We start from the raw sequence: 22,721 nt of genomic DNA, 5'->3' as shown, positions 1-22,721 counted from the left end.
CATTCCTGTAGGGTGGTCATTTTCACAGTCAGCCATTGATAATCGAGTGACGAATAACATGAGCAAATCCAGCGCATCTTCCGCCGAGTCTTCACCACAGCACACCCCGATGATGCGGCAATATCTGCAATTGAAAGCCGAAAACCCCGATATTCTGCTCTTTTATCGGATGGGCGATTTCTACGAGCTGTTTTACGATGACGCTAAACGCGCATCGCAATTGCTGGAAATATCACTCACCAAACGCGGTGCTTCTGCGGGTGAGCCTATTCCAATGGCGGGCGTTCCCTATCACGCCGTGGAAGGTTACTTAGCGAAATTGGTACAGCAGGGCGAATCCGTCGCGATTTGTGAACAAATTGGCGATCCTGCCACCAGCAAAGGCCCCGTTGAGCGTAAAGTGGTGCGGATTATCACGCCCGGTACGGTCACGGATGAAGCCTTGCTCTCTGAGCGAGTCGATAACTTAATTGCTGCCATCTACCACCACGATGGTCGCTTTGGCTACGCAACCTTAGACATCACTTCAGGGCGCTTCCAACTGAGTGAGCCAGAAACCGAAGAGGCGATGGCCGCCGAACTGCAACGCACCGCACCACGCGAACTGCTCTTCCCTGAAGATTTCACGCCAGTCACTTTAATGGGCAACCGCAAAGGAAACCGTCGCCGCCCTATTTGGGAATTTGAGTTAGAGACAGCAAAACAGCAGTTGAACCAACAATTTGGTACGCGTGATTTGGTCGGTTTTGGCGTAGAACAGGCTAAACTGGGCTTATGCGCCGCTGGCTGCTTGATTCAATACGTGAAAGATACGCAGCGCACTGCACTGCCTCATATTCGTTCACTGACGTTTGATCGCCAAGATCACTCAGTGATCTTAGATGCCGCCACGCGCCGTAATTTAGAGATCACGCAGAACTTGTCCGGTGGCTTTGATAACACCTTAGCGGAAGTGCTCGATCATTGCGCCACCCCAATGGGCAGCCGCATGCTCAAACGCTGGTTACACCAACCGATGCGCTGTATTGATACGCTGAATCAACGCCTTGATGCGATCGGCGAGTTGAAACAGCTTGCTCTGTTTAGTGAATTACAACCTGTGCTGAAACAGATTGGCGATATTGAACGTATTCTTGCTCGTTTGGCATTGCGTTCCGCTCGCCCAAGAGACTTAGCACGCCTGCGACATGCGATGCAGCAATTGCCGCAGCTCAGTGAAATACTGCAACCCTTATCGCAACCCCACTTAGTTCAGTTAACTCATCATGTACAGCCATTGGATGAGCTGTGCACACTGCTTGAGCGAGCAATCAAAGACAACCCACCAGTTGTGATTCGTGATGGTGGCGTGATTGCCGATGGCTACAGCGCCGAACTGGATGAATGGCGTGATTTAGCCAACGGCGCAACCGAATACTTGAATAAATTAGAAGCTGAAGAGCGCGAACGTCACGGCATTGATACGCTAAAAGTCGGCTACAACGCGATTCACGGTTTCTACATTCAAGTCAGCCGTGGCCAGAGTCACCTTGTTCCTCCCCACTATGTACGCCGCCAAACGCTGAAAAATGCCGAGCGTTATATTATTGCCGAGCTAAAAGCGCATGAAGATAAAGTGCTCAACTCGAAATCAAAAGCACTGGCAGTGGAAAAGCAGCTTTGGGAAGAGTTATTTGACTTATTGTTGCCTCATTTAGAGCAGATGCAAAACCTTGCATCTTCGCTATCGCAGCTCGATGTGTTGCAAAACCTTGCCGAGCGCGCTGAAAGCTTAGATTACTGTCGCCCGACCTTAAGTAAAGAGCCAGCGATCCATATCCAAGCTGGCCGTCACCCTGTCGTTGAGCAAGTGATGAATGAACCCTTCATTGCCAACCCAATTGAGCTCAATCCGCAACGAAAAATGTTGATCATTACCGGGCCTAACATGGGCGGTAAATCGACCTACATGCGCCAAACTGCATTGATTACTTTATTAGCGCATATCGGTTGCTATGTGCCAGCAGAAGCAGCACACATCGGTTCGATTGACCGCATCTTCACCCGCATTGGTGCATCGGACGATCTCGCCTCTGGTCGCTCTACTTTCATGGTTGAAATGACCGAAACTGCCAACATTTTGCATAATGCGACACAAAATAGCTTGGTATTGATGGATGAAATTGGCCGCGGCACCAGTACCTATGATGGGTTATCATTGGCTTGGGCAAGTGCACAATGGCTCGCAAGCCAAATTGGCGCGCTAACGCTATTTGCCACTCATTATTTTGAACTGACCGAGCTGCCAAACCAGCTACCTCACTTAGCCAACGTGCATTTAGATGCCGTGGAACATGGCGATAGCATTGCCTTTATGCATGCGGTTCAAGAAGGAGCGGCAAGTAAATCTTACGGCCTAGCAGTGGCAGGTCTTGCTGGCGTGCCTAAAACAGTGATCAAAAACGCGCGCGCTAAACTGTCGCAGCTTGAATTACTAAGCCAGCAACAACCTAATAGCAGTAAAAGCTCAACTGTAGATATTGCTAATCAACTCAGTTTGATCCCAGACCCAAGCGAAGTCGAACAGGCATTAGCAGCTATTGATCCTGACGATCTAACGCCTCGCCAAGCGTTAGAAGCACTTTATCGCTTGAAGAAACTAATGTAACAATCTGATATTAAAAATAAAAAAGGCATCGATTTTAAGTCGGTGCCTTTTGTGCTTTTATGCAATAGTTTTATAAATCAACGGTTTTATAAATCAATGGTTTTATGAATCAAGGTCTTGTTGAACCAACCTTTAGTCGTATTCAACATTAAACAGCGCTTCCATGTTCAAGCCTTGTTTAACCAAGATCTCTCTCAAACGACGTAGGCCTTCCACTTGAATTTGACGAACTCGTTCACGAGTTAAGTTAATTTCGCGCCCTACCTCTTCTAAGGTGGACGGTTCATAACCTAATAGTCCAAAACGGCGTGCAAGTACCTCTTTTTGTTTTGGGTTTAGTTCATCTAACCAATTCAGTAGTGATTCACGGATATCATCATCTTGCGTAGAAATTTCAGGATCAGAGTTGTTCGCATCTGGGATGATATCGAGTAGTGCTTTATCACCATCGCCGCCAATCGGTGTATCAACAGAACTGATACGCTCGTTAAGACGCAGCATTTTACTGACATCTTCTACTGGCTTATCCAGTTGGAACGCAATTTCTTCTGCGGTAGGTTCATGATCTAACTTCTGCGATAGCTCGCGAGCCGTACGAAGGTAGATATTCAACTCTTTAACGACGTGAATTGGCAAACGGATAGTGCGCGTTTGGTTCATTAATGCACGTTCAATGGTTTGACGGATCCACCAAGTAGCATAGGTTGAGAATCTAAAGCCACGTTCTGGATCAAATTTTTCTACCGCACGGATCAAGCCTAAATTACCTTCTTCAATTAGATCGAGTAAAGCTAAGCCACGATTACCATAACGGCGAGAAATTTTAACGACCAAACGTAAGTTACTTTCGATCATGCGTTTACGAGCAGCTTCATCGCCTCTCAGTGAACGACGAGCATAAAGTACTTCTTCTTGAGCTGTTAATAATGGAGAAAAACCAATCTCGCTAAGATACATCTGTGTTGCATCTAAGCTTTTTGTTGACGCATCAAACCCTTCTTTGGCATCTTCGATTTGAACATCGTCATCGCTTTGGCTTTTAGTGGTGGTGAGTTCTTCATCAACCTCAATCGAATCCATGATCTCTTGGTCTTCAAACTCTTCGACTTTCGTTACTGCATTGCTGATACTCATAGCGCCTCCCCCTGGCGAGCTAGCAAGACATTACTACTTTCTAATGTCGCTACATGACTCTTTCAAGTATGTTTACGGTAAGTAGCGTTTTGGATTCACCGACTTACCTTGATAACGAATTTCAAAGTGTAAACGAACACTACTGGTTCCTGAGCTACCCATGGTTGCTATTTTTTGGCCAGCTTTAACACTTTGTCCTTCTTTTACCAGTAACCGATCGTTATGAGCATAAGCACTGAGGTAGTTATCATTATGTTTAACAATCACAAGATTGCCGTAACCTCTTAATGCATTTCCCGAATAGACAACGGTTCCTGCAGCAGTTGATAAAATGGATTGACCACGCTGTCCTGCGATATCGATCCCTTTATTTCCTTGATCGCCTGCTGAAAAGTTTTTAATTATTCTCCCTTGTGTCGGCCATAACCATTTTGAAACTTTATCATCTTTTGGTTTAGCAAAGGTTACATTAGCATTAACATTTTGCTTACCTTTTGAATCAACATACTCTTTTGATTTCGATTGTTCAACTACCTTAGGAGGATCTTTCTTTGCGACTTTGGTCGAAGAACTTGCGGCATTAGATCCACTATTTTGATTAGAGTTTTTACTCACTCCGTCTACAACCATTGGGGGGGAAACTAAGCCAGCCATTGTGCTCGAAGGGGTTGCAGCCACAATGACTTCTGTTACACCATTACCACCATAAGCAGGAGGCGTGTAATTGGGGATCCATAATTTGAGTTTTTGACCGGGATGAATGGTGTAAGGTTTTTTTAAATTATTGAAACGGATCAAGTCGTTTACATTTTTATCTGTGACATAAGATATAAAATAGAGCGTATCGCCTTTTTGCACTTCGTAAAAACTGCCGCGATAACTACCACGAGGAATGGCATTATAGTCTTTATTGAGCCCAGAAACGGGTGCAGGAGTATGAGCAGCACATCCGATAAGGACGCTACTCATTAGCACCATTATTACTCTGTTTCTTAGGTTACTCATCATCACTAAGCTAAATCACCGGCAACTAAAGGAACAAAACGCACCATCTCAATGGTGTTAGAAATAAAATCATCGCCTTGGCGAACTATTTTCAATAACTGTTGCTCACTACTGCCGACAGGGATCACTAAACGGCCACCTTCCGCAAGCTGATCAAGCAGCGCATTTGGGACAAATTCGGCCGCCGCCGTAACAATGATCGCATCAAAAGGGGCTTTAGCATCCCAGCCCAACCAGCCATCACCATGCTTAGTCGAGACGTTATAAATATCCAATTGCTTTAAACGACGCTTGGCACCCCACTGTAATGACTTGATCCGTTCAATCGAATACACGTGCTCAACCAACTGGGCAAGCACAGCGGTTTGATAACCCGATCCTGTGCCAATTTCTAAGACCTTACTCTGCGGCTCAAGTTCTAAAAGCTGCGTCATTTTTGCCACAATGTAAGGTTGTGAAATCGTTTGTCCTTGGCCTATCGGCAAGGCATTGTTGTCATAGGCTTGATGCATCATCGCCTGAGAAACAAAGCTTTCTCTTGGCAAACAATGAATGGCATCCAAAACGGTTTGATCTTGGATACCATTCGCGATCAGAAATTCAATTAATCTGTCGGCATGTGGATTGGCCATTACCCTTTTTCCTTCAACCAGTTATCCATACTTGGCAGTGACTCATGAGCCGTGAGATCAACCTGCAACGGCGTCAAGGAGACATAGCCATGCTCAATCGCATAGAAATCAGTCCCTTGCCCTGCATCTTGCTCTTTACCCGGAGGACCTAACCAATAAATATCATGCCCACGAGGATCTTTCTGCTTAATCATACTTTCTGCGTGATGGCGAGCACCTAAACGCGTCACTTGAATACCCGCTAACTCCTCAAATGGACGATCTGGTACGTTCACATTCAATAATCGATTGGTTGGGATCGGGGCATTGAGATGCTGTTCGACCAACTGGCGTGCTATCTGGGCTGCCGTAGTAAAATTAGCCGTCCCGACCAGTGAAAACGCGATCGCTTGCACCCCAAGAAAGTGCCCTTCCATCGCCGCCGCAACCGTGCCCGAATAGAGCACGTCATCGCCCAAATTCGCACCATGATTGATGCCTGTCAGCACCAAATCAGGCAGATCATCTTTGAGCAGTTCATTGAGTGCAAAATGCACACAATCGGTTGGTGTGCCTTGCACTGAATAGGTATTGGGTGCAATGAGATCCACACGAAGCGGCTGCTCTAATGTCAGCGAATTGGAGGCTCCTGACCGATTACGATCCGGCGCGACAATCACGATCTCGGCGAGATCCGCCAGCGCGCGTGCTAGGGTATTTAAACCTTGCGCGTATACACCATCATCATTGCTTAATAAAATCTTCATCGAGTTTTTTCCTTAGAACTCGCGTTCAACCGCTATCTCTTCAACCAATTCGCGAATGACTGAGGTAGCAAAACTTCCTGCATCTAAATCAAAACGTAACGTCACATTGTCTTGTTCAACTGTCCAAGAAAGATTCTGCGGCTTAAGCATCAGCGCCCGGCGCTCATGACGCATACGATTACTGCGGATCAGTGCCATCAAGTCAGGTTCAGCATCAAGGTGAACTTGTTCTAAATCTAAAGCCTCGCCTTGCGTCGGTAGTGCGTTATCGCCCGCCAAAGCAGCACTTATTTGCACTTCATTCAATGCCAGTTTGTTATTGAGATCGGTAAGATTCGCCAAGGTGACTAAGGTCGTTTTCTCTCCCTCAAGTGCGATATCTCCTTCGATAAATTGATGTAACTTATCTTGCCCGATACGGGCAGAGACAATTTGGTTGAAAATCCACGAACGGGCCGCCGAGAGATACAAACTGCGCTGATTTTGGTTACGTGAACGCACGTTCTCTTTTCCCCAGCGACGCGCTTCACTGAGGTTATTGCCGTGATTGCCAAAACGTTGGCTACCAAAATAATTAGGCACACCGTGAGTGGCAATGTGCTCTAATCGCGTCACTACTTCGGCGGTGTCGGTGACTTCAGAAAGCGTGATTTCAAAATGATTGCCAACTAAATCACCGGGGCGCAACTTTTTATTGTGACGCGTAATTTCCAGAATTTCGATGCTCGGATATTGAGCCAAAAACTCGGTGAAATCTGGCGTCTCACCTTTTGGTAAATGTACACTGAGCCACTGCTGCGTAACCGCATGACGATCTTTCAGACCAGCCCAACTCACATCTTTTGATTTCACACCACATGCTTTAGCCAATTCATTGACCACAAAACTGGTATTTTCACCAGTTTTACGAATATGAACCATTAAGTGTTCACCACTTCCTGCCAGTTCGAATCCTAAGTCTTCAATCACTTTAAAGTGCTCTGGCTTGGCTTTTATTTTGGCTTTAGCGGCTGGTTTACCACAAAGGTAAGCCAATGAAGATAATATATCTGACATGTTTTCATCCGTCGCTGACGCGAGTTGGCGGTAATAATAAAAACAGCGACGCATGAGCCGCTATTGCGCGTTACTGAGCGTGCCATTCGTTGGCGGTAGTCCATCAATAACGTGTTTTTACATAGAAGGAGAGGTAAGTGAATTACCTCTTCAATTTGTTGGGTCGTTTTATTAAGGCAATATTATGCTTTGATCAACCGTGCATTTAATCTGTAGTACATTTGATCAATAAGACAACCGCTTCGCAAGCAATACCTTCTTTGCGCCCAGTGAAACCAAGGCGCTCGGTTGTGGTTGCTTTGACGTTAATATTATCTAGCGTCGTTTCAAGATCTTGCGCAATGGCAGCGCACATCGCTTCAATATACGGCGCCATCTTCGGCGCTTGCGCGATAATGGTGACGTCGGCATTTCCTAAACGGTAGCCTTGCGCTTTCACACGGCGATAGACATCTTTCAATAATTCACGGCTATCTGCCCCTTTCCATTTATCATCGGTATCGGGGAAATGGCGGCCAATATCACCTGCGGCAATCGCGCCAAGCAGCGCATCACTTAAAGCATGCAAGGCGACATCACCATCGGAATGAGCAATTAAGCCTTGTTCATAAGGAACGGCAATTCCCCCAATGATGACTGGGCCTTCACCGCCAAATTTATGAACATCAAAACCGTGGCCAATTCTAATCATGGTTATTTCCTATTGCGGCTAGTGAAGAAGTACGACCTAAATAAAACTCAGCTAAAGCGAGATCTTCGGGTTGCGTAATTTTTAGATTATCCGCCCGCCCAGCGACCAACGCTGGATGTAACCCTTGCCACTCCATTGCGGATGCTTCATCGGTGATGATGACTTGCTGATCTAACGCGTCCGACAAAGCCTCAAAAAGTGGCTTGGCTCTAAACATCTGGGGGGTGAGTGCGTGCCATAATGCGACGCGATCAACGGTATGATCAATGTTGTTTTCGCCATCAGCACGCTTCATTGTGTCTCGAACGGGTGCAGCTAAAATCGCACCTACCGGATGCTCTTTAGCCGTCGTAATCAATCGGTCAATATCTGCAAAAGTAAGACAAGGCCGCGCTGCATCATGCACGAGAACCCATTCACCTAGGGAATTAGCTAAAACATATTGCAGCGCCGAGAGCACCGAGTCGGCTCGCTCTTGACCACCGCTGACGCGAATAACATTGGGGTTAGTGGCTAATGGCAGAGCAAAATAGTAAGGATCATCGTCACTGACGGCGACAACAACGCGATCAATATTAGGGTGCGCGAGCAGCGTCGCTATTGTGTGTTCGAGAACGGTTTTGTTGTGTATGGTTAAATACTGTTTCGGACGATCTGCTTGCATTCGACTGCCAACACCAGCAGCCGGTACAATCGCGGTAAGAGAAAGCGTACTGTGCGGCATTTATTGACTATCCTCACCGACCAATCGATAGAAAGTTTCACCTGCTTTTATCATTCCTAATTCATGACGCGCTCGCTCTTCAATCGCGTCCAATCCTTGTCGTAAATCATCAATTTCGACGAACATTTCCGAATTTCGTAGCGTTAGGTTTTCGTTTACTTGTTGCTGCACGTCAATTTCATCGACAATGGTTCGATAATCAGCAATGCCATTTTTACCGAGCCACAAATCGTACTGTAATAAACCGAATAATAACGCCAATGTCACCGCAAAAAGTCGCATCACATCTATAACCATTCAAAACGTTCACTATGAAAGAGAACGTAAACGATAAACAAAGCGTGCTGTTTAAAAAAAGTGACGCTCTAACACAGCACGAAAATGATGGCTATTTATACCACAAGCCTTTATTTAACTCATCATTAGGAACGCAAATAAGCCGCCACCCAGAATTAAACGGTAAATGACAAACGGAGTCATACCCATTTTAGAAATCAGTTTTAAGAAGAAATGGATACAAATATAAGCACTGATAAAGGAGGTCAGGATACCCGTCGTTAAGAAACCAAAATGCACAGGTTCGCCACTGGTCACTAGCTTTAACCCTAAATAGCCACCCGCCAAAACAATGATAGGAATCGACATCAAGAAAGAAAAACGCGCGGCCGCTTCACGAGTAAAACCAAGATACAACGCCGCAGTGATGGTCGCTCCTGAGCGAGAGGTACCGGGGATAACCGCAACCGCTTGTGCCAAACCAATCATCAGCGATTTTTTCCAATCGGCTTGGTATTCATCATCCGCTAATGGCGCGTTTTTATCGACATACCACAGTAATAGACCAAAAATAATAGTGGTGGTTGCTATCACCCAAGCACTGCGTAGGTAGAGTTCAACAATATCTTTCATAAAAAAGCCGAAAATACAGGCAGGAATGGTTGCTAGTACGATCATCCATGCCAGTTTCGATTCTTTACTGCGCTCGCCTTTAAAAATCGAGGCAAAAAAAGCGCGCAGTAAAGTCACGACTTCTTTCCTAAAATAGATAACCACGGCAGCTAATGTGCCGACATGCACCGCCACATCAAAGGCAAGACCTTGATCTTCCCAGCCTAAAATGGCTGAAGGCAAAATTAAATGGGCGGAGCTGGAGATAGGTAAAAATTCGGTTAAGCCTTGAATCAAAGCCAAAAAAAACGCTTCTAAATAACTCATTACTGACTCTTATTAATTAATGTCGAACCAAAGTTTGACAGGGGTGAGCGATTCTAAGTTGATCGCCTGTTGCCATATTTGACGCACACTACGACCATCATTGGGAACGATCCGTTCCGGTGACAAATCGTAAAGTGGTTGTATGACAAATGGATATTTAAAGATATCACTGCGTGGCAGTTCAGGATCTTGCGCTGAAATTTCTTCACCAAACAAGATGATATCGAGATCTAAGGTGCGATCTTGAAATTTTTTCGCCTGCGGGTCGCGCCCCCATCGAGATTCAATCGCTCGAAGTTGCGCCACGAAATCACTCAACGAAAGCCTTGTTTCAAGCGCAACGACTAAATTATAAAAAGCCGCACTATTGAAACCAACCGATGCACATTCGTAAATGGTCGAGATCTGTAGATGATTTCCGATGGTCGACAATTCCTCGATGGCCGCTTCGATATGTTTGCGTCTTTCAATATTAGAACCGACGCCAACATAGACCGTCGTCATGCATGGCCTCGTTCAATGATAACGCCAACACTGGATGCCTGTGCTACCGCGCCGGGCTTTGCTAAGCGAATTTTAACCCAAGGAACGGAAAAACGCTGCATCAGAAGCTCTGCTACTTCTTCTGCAACACGCTCTACCAATAAAAAGCGACCATTTTCAATATGTGCGATCACCGCTTGACTCACTTGTGCGTAGTCTAATGCATCGCTCACATCATCACTTTTACCTGCGGGTTGATTGTCGTGCGCCATTTCGATGTCGAGCACCAACTTCTGCTTAATCTCTTGTTCCCAATCATACACGCCAATGGTCGTAATTACCGTCAGCTGTTCAATAAAGACTTTGTCCATTTTTGCGTCTCTTCCTCTAGAGGTCGGATACCCTAATTACGTAAAAAATCGTACTATTTTGCCTAATCGCGATATCATATACCCAAACTGAGTCGAGATGCGAAATCCAAAACATTTTTTTGCTTTTCATCATGGTTAACAATGGCTTGTGAACTTGCTTTAGGGCATTTCCACTGCAGAGGTACTTATGACACCACTCGCACTGATAATGATCATTTCTGCCTATTTACTGGGTTCGATCTCAAGTGCGGTGTTGATCTGCCGTTTATTACGCCTGCCCGATCCTCGCAATATGGGCTCAAATAACCCCGGTGCAACTAACGTATTACGCATTGGTGGAAAAAAAGCCGCCATCGCGGTACTGCTGTGTGACATGCTCAAAGGTACTATTCCAGTATGGGGCAGCTACTATTTGGGGATTGACCCCATTCTATTGGGCCTAGTCGCCATCGCCGCTTGCCTTGGCCATATGTATCCTATTTTCTTTCATTTTAAAGGCGGAAAAGGTGTTGCAACAGCACTGGGAGCCATCGCACCGATCGGTTTAGATCTCACCGCACTTATCATATTGACTTGGGTCAGCGTTGCATTTTTATTTCGCTATTCATCCTTAGCGGCTTTGGTTACTGTGCTGCTCGCGCCGTTCTACACTTGGTTGATCAAACCGCAATATACCTTACCGGTAGCAATGCTGTGCTGCCTTATCGTGTTTCGTCATCACCAAAATATTAAACGGTTATTGGCTGGCACAGAGCCGAAAGTGGGTGAGAAAAAAACGCTTGGTTCTTGAGCTAGCTTGGATGATGGATAAACCCGCTTGCAAATAACGTCAATGACGAATAAGTAAAAGGCCTCTTACGAAGCCTTTTTTGATTAAGCATGACCCGCTAATAAGGGAAGACTAGCTAAGCGCTTTTTTCAAGAAACGGGTCAACATGGCGGTAACGTATTCAGGTTGCTCTAAGTTACTGATATGTCCAGCATTAGCAATAACCTCTAACTCACTGCCGTGAATGGCATCATTCATTAAGTAAGCCTCAAGAGGCGGACGAGGCATATCTTCAGCGCCAGCTGCAATCAACACTGGCAACCTCAATTGCTCCACCTCTTCAATCATGTCACGACGACCGAAGATCATTTTCCCCAACCGAGCCACTTCCACCGCTTGTTGACCAGTAAGCGCCGATAAATGTTGCTTGAATCCAGCCACTAATGCCGGAGATTTCTGCTCGCCATCTTTTGCAAAAAACATCGGTACAACTGCATCAACAATCGGTGCTGGCACTTGCTGCATCGCCGCAATCGCATCGAGCATGGCAAAATATTTTGCATGGCTGACTTCAGGCTCTAGACCAACAAAGGTATCCATCATCACTAATGATTTCACGCGCGCAGGCGCAAGAACGGCTAACTCAGCCCCCCACATTCCACCTACAGAAAGACCAATGATAGAAAACTGCTCAATCGATAAGTGGTCCATCAAAGCCAAAATATGCTGAGCATAATCTTTTAGTGTGTTCATGGATGACGGTGCGAAATCTGACTGACCATGCGCCCATAAATCAGGCACGATACAGCGGTAGTGTTGACTCAACGCTTCCACCTGAGGTGCCCACATTGCGCTATCCCACAGATAGCTGTGACCGAAAACAAGCACTTCACCTTGCCCTTGATCCAAATAACGCATCTGGCAATCATCAATAACAAATGTCTTCATTGTGAATCCAATATTAGTAAAGTAGGTTGGCATTGTAGCATTGATATGAGCGATAACAGCTCAGAGCAGAATGTAAGCAATGGCTAATTAAAATCAATACAGAACGCCACAGAAACGGAAGTACCAAAGAACAAAACGGCCTCTAAAAAGAGACCGTTGCGACACCCGCTAAATAATGGGTTTAAGTTGATCAATCGGCCAGCGAGGTGTTGCCTGCACCGCTAAATCGACTGTTTCACCATTTTTTAAACGCTGCATACCCGCATAAGCAATCATTGCACCGTTGTCGGTACAAAACTCAGTACGCGGGTAATACACTTCACCACCAATTTTTTTCGCCAGTGCGCCAAGCTCTGCGCGTAACTGTTTATTGGCACTCACGCCACCGGCAATAACAATGCGTTTCATGCCAGTTTGCTCAAGGGCGCGTTTGCACTTAATCACTAAAGTGCCACACACCGCCTCTTGAAAGGCGTACGCAATATCCGCTCGAGTCTGATCATCATTCTCATTAGCTGCAATCGTATTGGCTGTAAATGTTTTTAAACCAGAGAAACTCATGTCTAACCCTGGTCGATCCGTCATCGGACGCGGAAACTTAAAACGCCCTGGCGTTCCTTTTTCAGCCAAACGAGCCAACAATGGCCCCCCGGGATAATCAAGCCCCATCAGCTTCGCGGTTTTATCAAACGCCTCACCGGCCGCGTCATCAATAGACTCTCCGAGGATCTTATATTCACCAATCCCTTTCACCTCTACCATCATGGAATGACCACCGGAAACCAGTACGGCCACAAACGGAAACGGAGGCGGATTATCTTCAAGCATCGGAGCTAAAAGGTGCCCTTCCATATGGTGAACAGGCACCGCTGGCACATTCCACGCATAAGCCAAACTACGGCCAATCGTCGCGCCAACAAGCAGCGCACCCACTAAACCAGGACCTGCGGTGTAAGCCACGCCATCAATATCCGCTGGCGTCAAATTCGCTTCAGCCATCGCTGCTTTTATCAGTGGAATGGTCTTTTTAACATGGTCTCTAGAAGCAAGCTCCGGCACCACACCGCCGTAATCGGCGTGCAGTTTTACTTGGCTGTACAATTGATGAGAAAGTAAGCCTTTCTCTTCGTCATAAATGGCGATGCCAGTCTCGTCACACGAGGTTTCAATACCAATAATGCGCATAATTTTCTCAGCACGCTTTCATCAACAATTGGAAATGGCCGCCATGTTACCCCGCCTTGGCTCCGTAAACAAATTTTGTACAGACTATAATCGACAAAGTGCTTTACAAAGCTATTGCGATCGGATTAAAATTCCGCACCATTTTTGATCAAGCTGATAACCGAGCAAACAGACAAGAAATCTTGTGGTTTAAGCCTCAAAATATCAGCGTTAACGAATAACCCCTGAGGTGAAAGGCATATGCCAATAGTTAAAGTACGTGAAAACGAACCGTTCGATGTTGCATTACGTCGTTTCAAGCGCTCTTGCGAAAAAGCAGGTATCCTTTCTGAAGTGCGTCGTCGTGAGCACTATGAAAAACCAACTACCGTTCGCAAACGCGCTAAAGCAGCAGCTCAAAAGCGTCACGCTAAGAAGCTAGCTCGCGAAAACGCACGTCGCGTTCGCCTGTACTAATAACTTTTTTCCATTAAGGAACGAGAGTTATGGCTCTAATTGATATCCTCAAAGAAGAGCAAAAATTAGCGATGAAAGCCAAGGATAAAGTACGCCTTGGCACTATTCGTTTAGCCTTATCCGCGATCAAACAACGGGAAGTCGACGAGCAGATCACTCTGAACGACGACGATATTCTTGCTGTGATGGTAAAAATGGTTAAACAGCGTCGCGACTCTGTCGCTCAATATGAAGCTGCCAATCGTCAAGATCTCGCAGATGCAGAGCAAGCAGAAATCACTATCCTTGAGGCATTTATGCCTCAGCCGTTGAGCGATGATGAAGTGAGCGCATTAATTGATGATGCGATCACCCAGTCCGCTGCTGCTGGCATGCAAGACATGGGGAAAGTGATGGCTGTCTTGAAACCGCAAATTCAAGGGCGTGCAGATATGGGTAAAGTCAGCGGATTAGTTCGAACTAAACTCGCTTAAATGCCCGCATCAAATTGCATCAAGCCGTGCTATCCTCTGGAGCGCACGGCTTGTTTGTATCTAATCATTCGTTTTAATCTTTTCTTTTAGGTTTTATGGCAGGACACATCCCTCGCAGTTTTATTGATGATCTCCTTGCTCGACTTGATATTGTCGACATCATAGACGCACGTGTGAAACTTAAGAAAAAAGGTAAGAACTACGGTGCTTGCTGCCCATTTCATAATGAAAAAACGCCCTCATTTAGTGTAAGCCAAGAAAAACAGTTCTATCACTGCTTTGGTTGTGGCGTGCATGGCAACGCCATCGACTTCATGATGGAATATGAACGCCTTGAATTCGTCGAGGCCATCGAAGAATTGGCTTCTTTTGTGGGGCTAGAAGTTCCCCGAGAGCAACGCTCTAGTGGCCATTTCTCATCAGCCCCTAAAGCCAATAGTGAAGAAAAACGCACCCTTTATGACTTAATGGGCAGCATTGCGCAGTTTTACCGCAACCAACTCAAAGTTCCGGGTAATCGTCATGCCATCGAGTATCTGAAAGATCGCGGTCTTTCTGGCGAAATCGTGCAGAAATTTGGTATTGGCTATATCGCTGACGAATGGGATTTAGTGCGCAAAAACTTCGGTCAGCAACAAGAAAGCCAAGAGATGCTCGTCACTGGCGGTATGTTGATCGAAAATGACAAAGGCAACCGCTACGATCGTTTTCGTGGACGTATTATGTTTCCCATTCGCGACCGCCGCGGACGAGTGATCGGCTTTGGTGGACGCGTTACGGGTGATGGAACGCCAAAATACCTGAACTCCCCAGAAACCCCCATTTTCCATAAAGGTAAAGAGCTGTATGGCCTATACGATGTCATGCAAGCCTATCGTGAACCCCCGCAAATATTAGTTGTTGAAGGTTATATGGATGTGGTGGCACTGGCGCAATATGGAGTGGACTACTCGGTTGCTTCGCTAGGAACCTCAACTACTGGCGATCACCTGCAACTGCTTTTTCGCCAAACCAATACGGTGGTCTGTTGCTATGATGGTGACCGAGCAGGGCGAGAAGCGGCGTGGCGCGCACTGGAAAATGCGTTGAGTTATCTCAAAAGTGGCAATATTCTTAAATTTCTGTTTTTACCTGACGGTGAAGACCCAGATAGCTACATCAGAACCCATGGAAAAGCGGCCTTTGAACAGTTAGTGCAAGATGCTGAACCCCTATCCAAATACCTATTCACCAACCTACTGTTACAAGTTGATGTCGGTAATAACGAAGGGAAAGCGGCGCTTGAGGCGCTGGCACTACCACTGATTAATAAAGTGCCAGACACATCTCTACAAGCGCAATTGCTCAAAATATTAGGGCAAAAAACTGGGATTTATAAAAAGCCATCACTGCCAGAATCAGACAAACACCGCTCACAACCACACAAAGAGCTCAAACGCACACCGATGCGTGAAGTGATCGCTTTGCTTATTCAAAATCCAAGCTATGCTGAAATGGTGCCTGATATTTCCAGCGTTCAATCCTTGCCCATACCCGGTTTAAGTTTATTAATTGAGGTACTTGAGAATTGTCAAGCGTACCCCAATATTACTACAGGCCAATTGCTTGAACACTGGCGCGGTAATAAAAACGAGACCCTTCTGTCTCGCCTCGCAAGTTGGGAAATTCCACTTGTTGAAGACAACCAAGAAGAACTATTTTTAGATTCATTGGACAAAATATTGGCTCAATGCATCGAAAAGCAAATTGAAAACCTGCAGGCAAAAGAAAGAAGCGTCGGTTTATCAGCCGAACAGAGACGGGAGCTTCAAGACTTAATGAAAGACTTGAAAGCGTAACCTAGTTTAAATAGTCAGCAATGAATAAATTTGTTAGTATATGTGGTTTGCATTTCGCATACTAATTCCTTCACCAGATATGAAGTTGGATACCGTCTATGGATCAAAATCCGCAGTCACAGCTAAAACTACTTGTCATTAAAGGCAAAGAGCAAGGCTATCTGACCTACGCCGAAGTAAATGACCACCTACCAGCAGAAATCGTAGATTCCGAGCAGGTAGAAGATATCATTCAGATGATCAATGACATGGGCATTAAGGTGGTAGAAACTGCCCCTGATGCCGATGATCTTGCTCTAAATGATGACAACGCAATCACCGATGAGGATGCTGCCGAAGCTGCAGCCGCTGCATTATCCAGTGTAGAAAGCGAAATTGGTCGTACTACCGACCCTGTGCGCATGTATATGCGCGAAATGGGTACCGTAGAACTGCTGACTCGCGAAGGTGAAATTGATATCGCTAAGCGTATTGAAGATGGTATTAACCAAGTTCAACGCGCAGTGGCTGAATATCCAGGCACCATTCCATACATCTTAGAGCAATTTGACAAAGTTCTTGCTGAAGAACTTCGTTTAACAGACCTGATCTCAGGTTTTGTTGATCCTGACTCAGATGCAACGAACGCCCCAACAGCGACCCATATCGGTTCAGAGCTTGCTAGCGCTGACCTTGCTGATGAAGACGACCTCGATGATGACGACGATGACGACAGCGAAGATACTGACTCTGAAGAAGATGCAGGAATCGACCCTGAGCTTGCGCTAGAAAAATTCACCGAACTACGCAACAAGTATCAAAATCTTCAACTCGCGAAAAATGAGCATGGCTATGACAGCAATAAAGCCGCCCAAGCCACCGAGTTGATGTTGGATATTTTCCGTGAATTCCGACTCACGCCAAAGCAATTTGACTACCTAGTCAACAAGCTTCGCACCTCTATGGATCGTGTTCGTACTCAAGAACGTCTGATCATGAGAGCTGCGGTCGAATACGGTAAAATGCCTAAAAAATCATTCATTGCCTTATTCACTGGCAATGAATCAAGCGATGCATGGTTAGATGAAGTACTCGCTTCAGAAAAACCTTATGCAGAAAAAATCAGACAGCAAGAAGAAGACATTCGTCGTTCAATTCATAAATTGAAAATGATCGAAGAAGAAACGTCTTTGAATGTACAAAACATTAAAGACATCAGCCGTCGCATGTCTATCGGTGAAGCGAAAGCTCGTCGAGCGAAAAAAGAGATGGTTGAAGCAAACTTGCGTCTGGTTATTTCTATCGCGAAGAAATACACCAACCGTGGCCTGCAGTTCTTGGATCTTATCCAAGAAGGTAATATCGGCCTGATGAAAGCGGTAGATAAGTTTGAATACCGCCGTGGTTATAAGTTCTCAACTTACGCCACTTGGTGGATTCGCCAAGCTATCACACGTTCAATTGCAGACCAAGCACGTACTATTCGTATTCCAGTGCACATGATCGAAACGATCAACAAACTGAATCGAATCTCACGTCAGATGCTGCAAGAGATGGGCCGCGAGCCTCTGCCAGAAGAATTGGCAGAACGCATGCAAATGCCAGAAGATAAAATTCGTAAAGTACTGAAAATTGCTAAAGAGCCAATCTCTATGGAGACACCTATCGGTGACGACGAAGATTCGCATCTTGGTGACTTTATCGAGGATACAACCCTTGAACTACCACTTGATTCTGCTACGGCCACCAGCCTAAGAGCAGCGACTCGTGACGTTCTTGCTGGCCTAACCCCTCGTGAAGCGAAAGTACTGCGTATGCGTTTCGGTATTGACATGAATACAGACCATACGCTAGAAGAAGTTGGTAAGCAGTTTGACGTAACGCGTGAGCGTATCCGCCAAATTGAAGCGAAAGCACTGCGTAAACTGCGTCACCCAAGCCGCTCTGAAACATTGCGCAGCTTCCTAGACGAGTAATCGCAACCTATCCAATCTAAAAGGTGAGCACAAGCTCACCTTTTTTGTATCTCATGGTTTAAGTGGATAAAAACTAAGCGCATTTACTCTATTTTGCGGGTAGACACTCATAACTGCATCCCCTATAATCACACACCTAATTTGGCCCCTTAGCTCAGTGGTTAGAGCAGTCGACTCATAATCGATTGGTCCCCAGTTCAAGTCTGGGAGGGGCCACCAAATTCTAGAAGGTTAGTAAGCGTAGTGTTTACTGACCTTTTTTTGTACCTGACGATTTTGGTTCAGGTAATGGGTCAGGTAAGCCCCGATCACGCACTCTTCTCTGAATACCAAAAGGCGCAGCTGGATAATATCAGCTACGCCTTTTATTACGCTCACTGTTAAATTAAGCCATCGGTAAATAGGCCTGTGCTTGCACAACAAGCCAAAGTTGATCCATTACCGACTGCGACACTACTTACTCGCGAGTGTTTCAAAAGCGGCTTCAGCATCAACGATTCCACCCGAGATCGATAGCGCACTGAATGGAACAAGCGTTTCAGGTGATGATGGTTTTTTCACTAACAGCTCAGGATAACGACGGGCGCTATCAAGTAATAGAGCTTTGAGTTCTACTGCGGAGAGCTCTGGATAGCGTGACCACACCATAGCGGCAACGCCTGATACTACAGGTGCAGCCATACTCGTACCACTATAAGTGGCGTAGTTATTGCTTGGCGTAGAAGAGAGAATGCGATAACCGGGTGCAAAGATATCAACCGATTTTTGGCCATAATTACTAAAACTGGCGACAAAATCTTCATTCGCGTATTTCGCTGATGCACCTACGTCTATCCAAGTTGAAATAGGTGACGATTCGTAAGTATCGGCAAAACGATTAGGGAAGCTTGGTTTACTATCATTATCACTTTGGCTATTGCCTGCAGAATGGATGATTAACACACCTTTGCTGGCCGCATAACGAAACGCGTGATCAACTACAAATTTACGTGGTGAATAGCTTTTACCAAAACTCATGTTGATGATTTTTGCGCCATTATCCACCGCATAACGCACAGCATTAGCAATGTCTTTATCGCGCTCATCACCATTGGGCACCATACGCAACGACATGACTTTCACATCTTCAGATAAGCCGTCAATTCCAATGCCATTGCGACGCTCTGCCGCAATAATTCCCGCTACATGCGTACCGTGTGATGCATCAGGCCCTTTTACATCATTATTTCCATACCCCTTTTCCCAAGGGTTGCTGATGTCATCTAAAACGATATCAGCACGAGGATCAAACTCAAGGTTGTAGTGATAATCCAACGCATTTTGGTATCGGCTACGTCTTGACTCAAGGTAGCCAAACGAATACCAGCCGTCAAATAGCGCTAATAAAGCTTGAGCAGCGGTGACAACTTCAGGGTTCGGATGTGACAGCAAAATGAGTAAACCTTCGGCAGTAAAATCTTGATGCTGAGTCAAGGTTGCGATTTGCGATTTATATTGATTCGCTTGCTCAATAGCATCAGTGACCTGCGCGAGCAGGGTTTGGTTACTCTGAACCTCGGCTAGATATTCCGTTTCTATTGCTTGGTAGTAAGCACGTTTTTGCTCAGGTATCCAATCATTGCCTTCTAATAAATCCAGGTATTTTTTGTACTCACGCGTCAGCTCTAATGTATCGTAATCCACATTGATACCAAGCGAGTTGCCTAAGAAATTCCAACCATACACATCATCAATATAGCCATTACCATCATCATCAATGCCATTGTTTGGGATTTCTCCCGCATTAACCCATAACTTGTTCTTTAGATCTTCGTGTTCAATGTCCACGCCCGAATCTAACACCGCCACGATAACAGGCTGAGGTTTAAGAGGGGGCATTAAGGATTCATACACATAATCCGATCCAACCCCTTGGATAGAGGAATAGTTAGGCGAGAGATTAAACCAATCCCCACGCTGTTCAGAACTCCCAATCATACGCATGAAAAACAAACGAGGCTGGGTAGCTTGTGGAGTATAGTCTTCAACAATATTACCTTTTATATCTTTAATAAAAGGCGAATTAATTGGGGTGGGTTCCACACTGACGTTTGCCGAAACCGATGCTGAAACGAGTATTGCTGCAGCAAGAGCAGAATATTTGTATCCTTTATTCATTTTATTACATCCTATTTAATACGCTTAGAAAGCGACCAAAAAGATAAAACGCAATACAATGAAAATCATTCACAACAACAATAAAACCATACAGCCATCTCACTATTGTGAATGCTTTGTGCTGAAAACTTGATCTAAGCACCATTGATACAATGGTGAATAGAAACTCACAAGATATTGATAAATCTATACTTTAACGACATAAGGACGATCATTAACAAGTAAAGTTCGATAGACGGCATCTCAACTTTCAGGCTTGAATCCTAGCGATGGAGTAGAGATAAACACCGTCTAGATTTTACTGGCTTGTAACTAAATCGAATAATCGAAAACGATGATCTCTTCGAGCAAAGGACGAAAGATATCCTTTAGCGCGTTATGCTCTGGATGAGGTAGGTAATTTTGGCGCCCTTGCTCATCGCTAAATGTCATTAAAACGCTGTGAGTATAACCTTGGTTTTTGCCTTCTGGGCTGTCATTCACGCCCCACTCAACGGTGGCGACCCCCTCGACTTTCTCTGGCATGGCTTCAAACAGCGACTTGAGCTGTTGGATGTTGGCAGGCTGAGCTTGTGGTTTGAATTTGATTAATAAGATATGGCGGATCATTGTTCGCTCCGTTTCTGTCCGTAGAATTTCTTTTCATAAAGAGGGATAACGCTGGCTCACTGGTGCTAACGGTGCTGCGCTTAAAACAATAAAACGGCACTCAAGGTTTGAAGCGCCGCTTTATTGATTAAATGGACTACAACCTTAACCAATATTGACCGATGAGCCACCAATAATTACGCCACCGCAGTCAACGGCATCGCCGACTCGCGCGGCGGGCTTGCCATCAATCATAACGCTACCCGAGCCCCCTTTAATTGCACGTGGGTGGCTTGGGTTGTTCGGCTTATCATGAGGCTCTAGCGGGTCGCCCTGCCTTGCCACCGCTTTGCCATCAATTTTTACCGTCGGTGACCCAGCGGTGATCGGCGTCGGAGGAAAACCATCATGATCGGATCCGATATCTCCTACTAATGCACCATTTGCCATTGATTTGCTCCTTATCAGATTCGTTGATTAAGCTTGTTGCGATGTTGTTTTTACCCTAAGGGTTTAGGTAGTTTATGCTTTTGCCGTGTAGGCTATGAATTTGCCATTAACTTCGATGAATTTCGCTATGCAGAAAGGCGACGTATTCATCAAAACCACAGTAAGACCAATAACGCACCACCATAAGTACAGATGAATTAGAACAGATTTATCGACGTTTCATCCAAAAACAGATTAGGCTTAATGTCTTTCACAAATTCAGCCACTTGTTTATCCATTTCCGCTTGCTCTTGCTCAGTCACGAGAACTTCAAACACTGGCTCACCATTTTCATCAGAAACGGGTAGACCATCTTTGATTAAACGTGTGCTGACAATAGAACTAGTCTCCTCTTCGCCCCCTAATGCTCCACTTAATTTATTATAGTAATAGGCTTTTTGAGGATTGGACCTAATCACTTTATCCCCTAGCTTATCTTCCTTACCCAAGTCATAGGCAAGAAATAAAACCCTAGCTGCGGTAGGATAACCAAGTTGAATAGCCTGATTAATCCACTTCAGAGCTCCCTCAACATCACCATCGTATAATTGAGTGTAATAAAGAGAAACCATTGCTGGTGCATAACCTTGATTAGCGGCAAACTTGAAATACGGTACCTTGTCTTCAAATGAATCCCAATAGATATTGTGATCTAAGAATCGATATCCCTCATTACGAGTTCCTCTAATAGCAATCTCTTGATATCGGCTCTGACGATAAAATGGAATATACTCCCACCAATCTCGGGTTGTAGAGCTATAAGCAAATTCAGCTTTGCCATTACCGTTTTCAGCCAGTACTTTCCATCCTTGCTTGGCTTTCGTTAACCATTTCTGATCACAGGGCCAACCAAGGAAATTACAAGGGTTGTTAGCATAAATATTCACATCACCCAGAACCCCCATCGCCCATGGGTCGCCCATCTCCGCCGCTTGTAAAAAGGTTTGTCCCGCCTCAAAATGCTGGCGGTTTTTGTACTGGGTCACCCCTAACCAAAATGTTGCATAAGCACTGCCCGCATCCGATTGCTGCTGAAAGATTTGCTGCGCTTGTTGATACTCTTTTTGATTGAACAGACGAATGCCCTGCTCGATAGGGGCATTCGCCCAAACGGCGCTGTGTAATAGAATCAGGCAGATAAAGATAATTTTTTTCATGT

At 45.4% G+C, this 22,721-nt stretch carries 23 protein-coding genes and 1 tRNA gene; 7 read left to right on the top strand and 17 right to left on the bottom strand.

The window, feature by feature from the left end; all coding sequences use genetic code 11:
• Positions 1-58: 58 nt before the first annotated feature.
• A complete protein-coding gene (gene mutS / locus EXZ60_RS13155) occupies positions 59-2,647 on the top strand; it encodes a DNA mismatch repair protein MutS (protein ID WP_277435814.1) in 2,589 nt (862 codons plus the stop codon).
• A gap of 132 nt (positions 2,648-2,779) precedes the next feature.
• Here the strand turns inward: mutS and rpoS are convergent, their stop codons facing one another.
• The 11 genes from rpoS to folB form a co-directional block, all read right to left on the bottom strand.
• Positions 2,780-3,781 carry an RNA polymerase sigma factor RpoS gene (gene rpoS, locus EXZ60_RS13150; RefSeq protein WP_017047531.1) on the bottom strand — a complete coding sequence of 334 codons (1,002 nt, stop codon included), beginning with the start codon at positions 3,779-3,781 and terminating at the stop codon, positions 2,780-2,782.
• 72 nt (positions 3,782-3,853) lie between these two features.
• Positions 3,854-4,786, bottom strand: a complete 933-nt coding sequence (gene nlpD / locus EXZ60_RS13145) for a murein hydrolase activator NlpD (protein ID WP_026028368.1) — start codon at positions 4,784-4,786, stop codon at positions 3,854-3,856.
• A gap of 5 nt (positions 4,787-4,791) precedes the next feature.
• The gene (locus EXZ60_RS13140) at positions 4,792-5,418 is read right to left on the bottom strand and encodes a protein-L-isoaspartate(D-aspartate) O-methyltransferase (protein WP_094149297.1); all 627 of its coding nucleotides are present in this window, start codon (positions 5,416-5,418) and stop codon (positions 4,792-4,794) included.
• Complete coding sequence (gene surE / locus EXZ60_RS13135) at positions 5,418-6,164, bottom strand: 5'/3'-nucleotidase SurE (protein ID WP_010320454.1); 747 nt, start codon at positions 6,162-6,164, stop codon at positions 5,418-5,420. The genes EXZ60_RS13140 and surE overlap by 1 nt, the downstream gene beginning before the upstream one ends.
• Before the next feature lie 12 nt (positions 6,165-6,176).
• Complete coding sequence (truD, locus tag EXZ60_RS13130; protein WP_277435813.1) at positions 6,177-7,274, bottom strand: tRNA pseudouridine(13) synthase TruD; 1,098 nt, start codon at positions 7,272-7,274, stop codon at positions 6,177-6,179.
• 151 nt (positions 7,275-7,425) lie between these two features.
• Complete coding sequence (gene ispF / locus EXZ60_RS13125; protein ID WP_013857718.1) at positions 7,426-7,911, bottom strand: 2-C-methyl-D-erythritol 2,4-cyclodiphosphate synthase; 486 nt, start codon at positions 7,909-7,911, stop codon at positions 7,426-7,428.
• Complete coding sequence (ispD, locus tag EXZ60_RS13120) at positions 7,904-8,635, bottom strand: 2-C-methyl-D-erythritol 4-phosphate cytidylyltransferase (RefSeq protein WP_010320457.1); 732 nt, start codon at positions 8,633-8,635, stop codon at positions 7,904-7,906. The genes ispF and ispD overlap by 8 nt, the downstream gene beginning before the upstream one ends.
• Complete coding sequence (gene ftsB, locus EXZ60_RS13115) at positions 8,636-8,917, bottom strand: cell division protein FtsB (protein ID WP_026028366.1); 282 nt, start codon at positions 8,915-8,917, stop codon at positions 8,636-8,638.
• A 129-nt stretch (positions 8,918-9,046) separates the two neighbouring features.
• Positions 9,047-9,850, bottom strand: coding sequence for an undecaprenyl-diphosphate phosphatase (locus EXZ60_RS13110; protein ID WP_013857720.1), 804 nt, complete (start codon positions 9,848-9,850; stop codon positions 9,047-9,049).
• 12 nt (positions 9,851-9,862) lie between these two features.
• Positions 9,863-10,354, bottom strand: a complete 492-nt coding sequence (gene folK / locus EXZ60_RS13105) for a 2-amino-4-hydroxy-6-hydroxymethyldihydropteridine diphosphokinase (protein ID WP_017047527.1) — start codon at positions 10,352-10,354, stop codon at positions 9,863-9,865.
• Positions 10,351-10,704, bottom strand: coding sequence for a bifunctional dihydroneopterin aldolase/7,8-dihydroneopterin epimerase (gene folB / locus EXZ60_RS13100; RefSeq protein WP_017047526.1), 354 nt, complete (start codon positions 10,702-10,704; stop codon positions 10,351-10,353). The genes folK and folB overlap by 4 nt, the downstream gene beginning before the upstream one ends.
• 187 nt (positions 10,705-10,891) lie before the next feature.
• Between folB and plsY the strand changes: the two genes are divergently transcribed.
• On the top strand, positions 10,892-11,494 hold the full coding sequence (gene plsY / locus EXZ60_RS13095) for a glycerol-3-phosphate 1-O-acyltransferase PlsY (RefSeq protein ID WP_017047525.1): 603 nt from the start codon (positions 10,892-10,894) through the stop codon (positions 11,492-11,494).
• A gap of 111 nt (positions 11,495-11,605) precedes the next feature.
• On the opposite strand, the gene EXZ60_RS13090 is transcribed toward plsY, so the two are convergent.
• Both EXZ60_RS13090 and tsaD read right to left on the bottom strand, forming a co-directional pair.
• A complete protein-coding gene (locus EXZ60_RS13090; protein WP_094165895.1) occupies positions 11,606-12,454 on the bottom strand; it encodes an alpha/beta fold hydrolase in 849 nt (282 codons plus the stop codon).
• 135 nt (positions 12,455-12,589) lie between these two features.
• The gene (gene tsaD, locus EXZ60_RS13085) at positions 12,590-13,606 is read right to left on the bottom strand and encodes a tRNA (adenosine(37)-N6)-threonylcarbamoyltransferase complex transferase subunit TsaD (protein WP_017046706.1); all 1,017 of its coding nucleotides are present in this window, start codon (positions 13,604-13,606) and stop codon (positions 12,590-12,592) included.
• A 240-nt stretch (positions 13,607-13,846) separates the two neighbouring features.
• On the opposite strand from tsaD, the gene rpsU reads away from it, so the two are divergent.
• The 5 genes from rpsU to EXZ60_RS13060 all read left to right on the top strand — a co-directional run bounded on the left by rpsU (position 13,847) and on the right by EXZ60_RS13060 (position 18,547).
• Entirely contained in the window at positions 13,847-14,062 is a 216-nt protein-coding gene (rpsU, locus tag EXZ60_RS13080) for a 30S ribosomal protein S21 (protein WP_004396009.1), read from the top strand.
• Between the two features lie 29 nt (positions 14,063-14,091).
• Entirely contained in the window at positions 14,092-14,535 is a 444-nt protein-coding gene (locus EXZ60_RS13075) for a GatB/YqeY domain-containing protein (protein ID WP_010318215.1), read from the top strand.
• A gap of 95 nt (positions 14,536-14,630) precedes the next feature.
• Positions 14,631-16,373: a DNA primase gene (gene dnaG / locus EXZ60_RS13070; protein WP_277435812.1), complete on the top strand. Its 1,743-nt coding sequence runs from the start codon at positions 14,631-14,633 to the stop codon at positions 16,371-16,373.
• A 98-nt stretch (positions 16,374-16,471) separates the two neighbouring features.
• Positions 16,472-18,328 carry an RNA polymerase sigma factor RpoD gene (rpoD, locus tag EXZ60_RS13065; RefSeq protein WP_013857727.1) on the top strand — a complete coding sequence of 619 codons (1,857 nt, stop codon included), beginning with the start codon at positions 16,472-16,474 and terminating at the stop codon, positions 18,326-18,328.
• 143 nt (positions 18,329-18,471) lie between these two features.
• A tRNA-Ile gene (locus EXZ60_RS13060) sits at positions 18,472-18,547 on the top strand.
• Between the two features lie 234 nt (positions 18,548-18,781).
• On the opposite strand, the gene EXZ60_RS13055 is transcribed toward EXZ60_RS13060, so the two are convergent.
• The 4 genes from EXZ60_RS13055 to EXZ60_RS13040 form a co-directional block, all read right to left on the bottom strand.
• Positions 18,782-20,485, bottom strand: a complete 1,704-nt coding sequence (locus EXZ60_RS13055) for a S8 family peptidase (RefSeq protein ID WP_277435811.1) — start codon at positions 20,483-20,485, stop codon at positions 18,782-18,784.
• 312 nt (positions 20,486-20,797) lie between these two features.
• Positions 20,798-21,094 (bottom strand): Dabb family protein, encoded by a 297-nt coding sequence (locus EXZ60_RS13050; protein ID WP_194663257.1) that lies wholly within the window; start codon positions 21,092-21,094, stop codon positions 20,798-20,800.
• Between the two features lie 144 nt (positions 21,095-21,238).
• Positions 21,239-21,523, bottom strand: coding sequence for a type VI secretion system PAAR protein (locus tag EXZ60_RS13045; protein ID WP_017043423.1), 285 nt, complete (start codon positions 21,521-21,523; stop codon positions 21,239-21,241).
• Positions 21,524-21,720: 197 nt separating this feature from the next.
• Positions 21,721-22,719, bottom strand: a complete 999-nt coding sequence (locus EXZ60_RS13040; RefSeq protein ID WP_094151687.1) for a hypothetical protein — start codon at positions 22,717-22,719, stop codon at positions 21,721-21,723.
• Between the last annotated feature and the right edge of the window lie 2 nt (positions 22,720-22,721).

The sequence above is a fragment of the Vibrio sp. 1151_11 genome (assembly GCF_029478525.1).
Lineage (GTDB): Bacteria > Pseudomonadota > Gammaproteobacteria > Enterobacterales > Vibrionaceae > Vibrio > Vibrio anguillarum.
The sequence above is the reverse complement of the archived record's forward strand: the minus strand, read 5'-3'. Positions and strand labels throughout refer to the sequence as shown.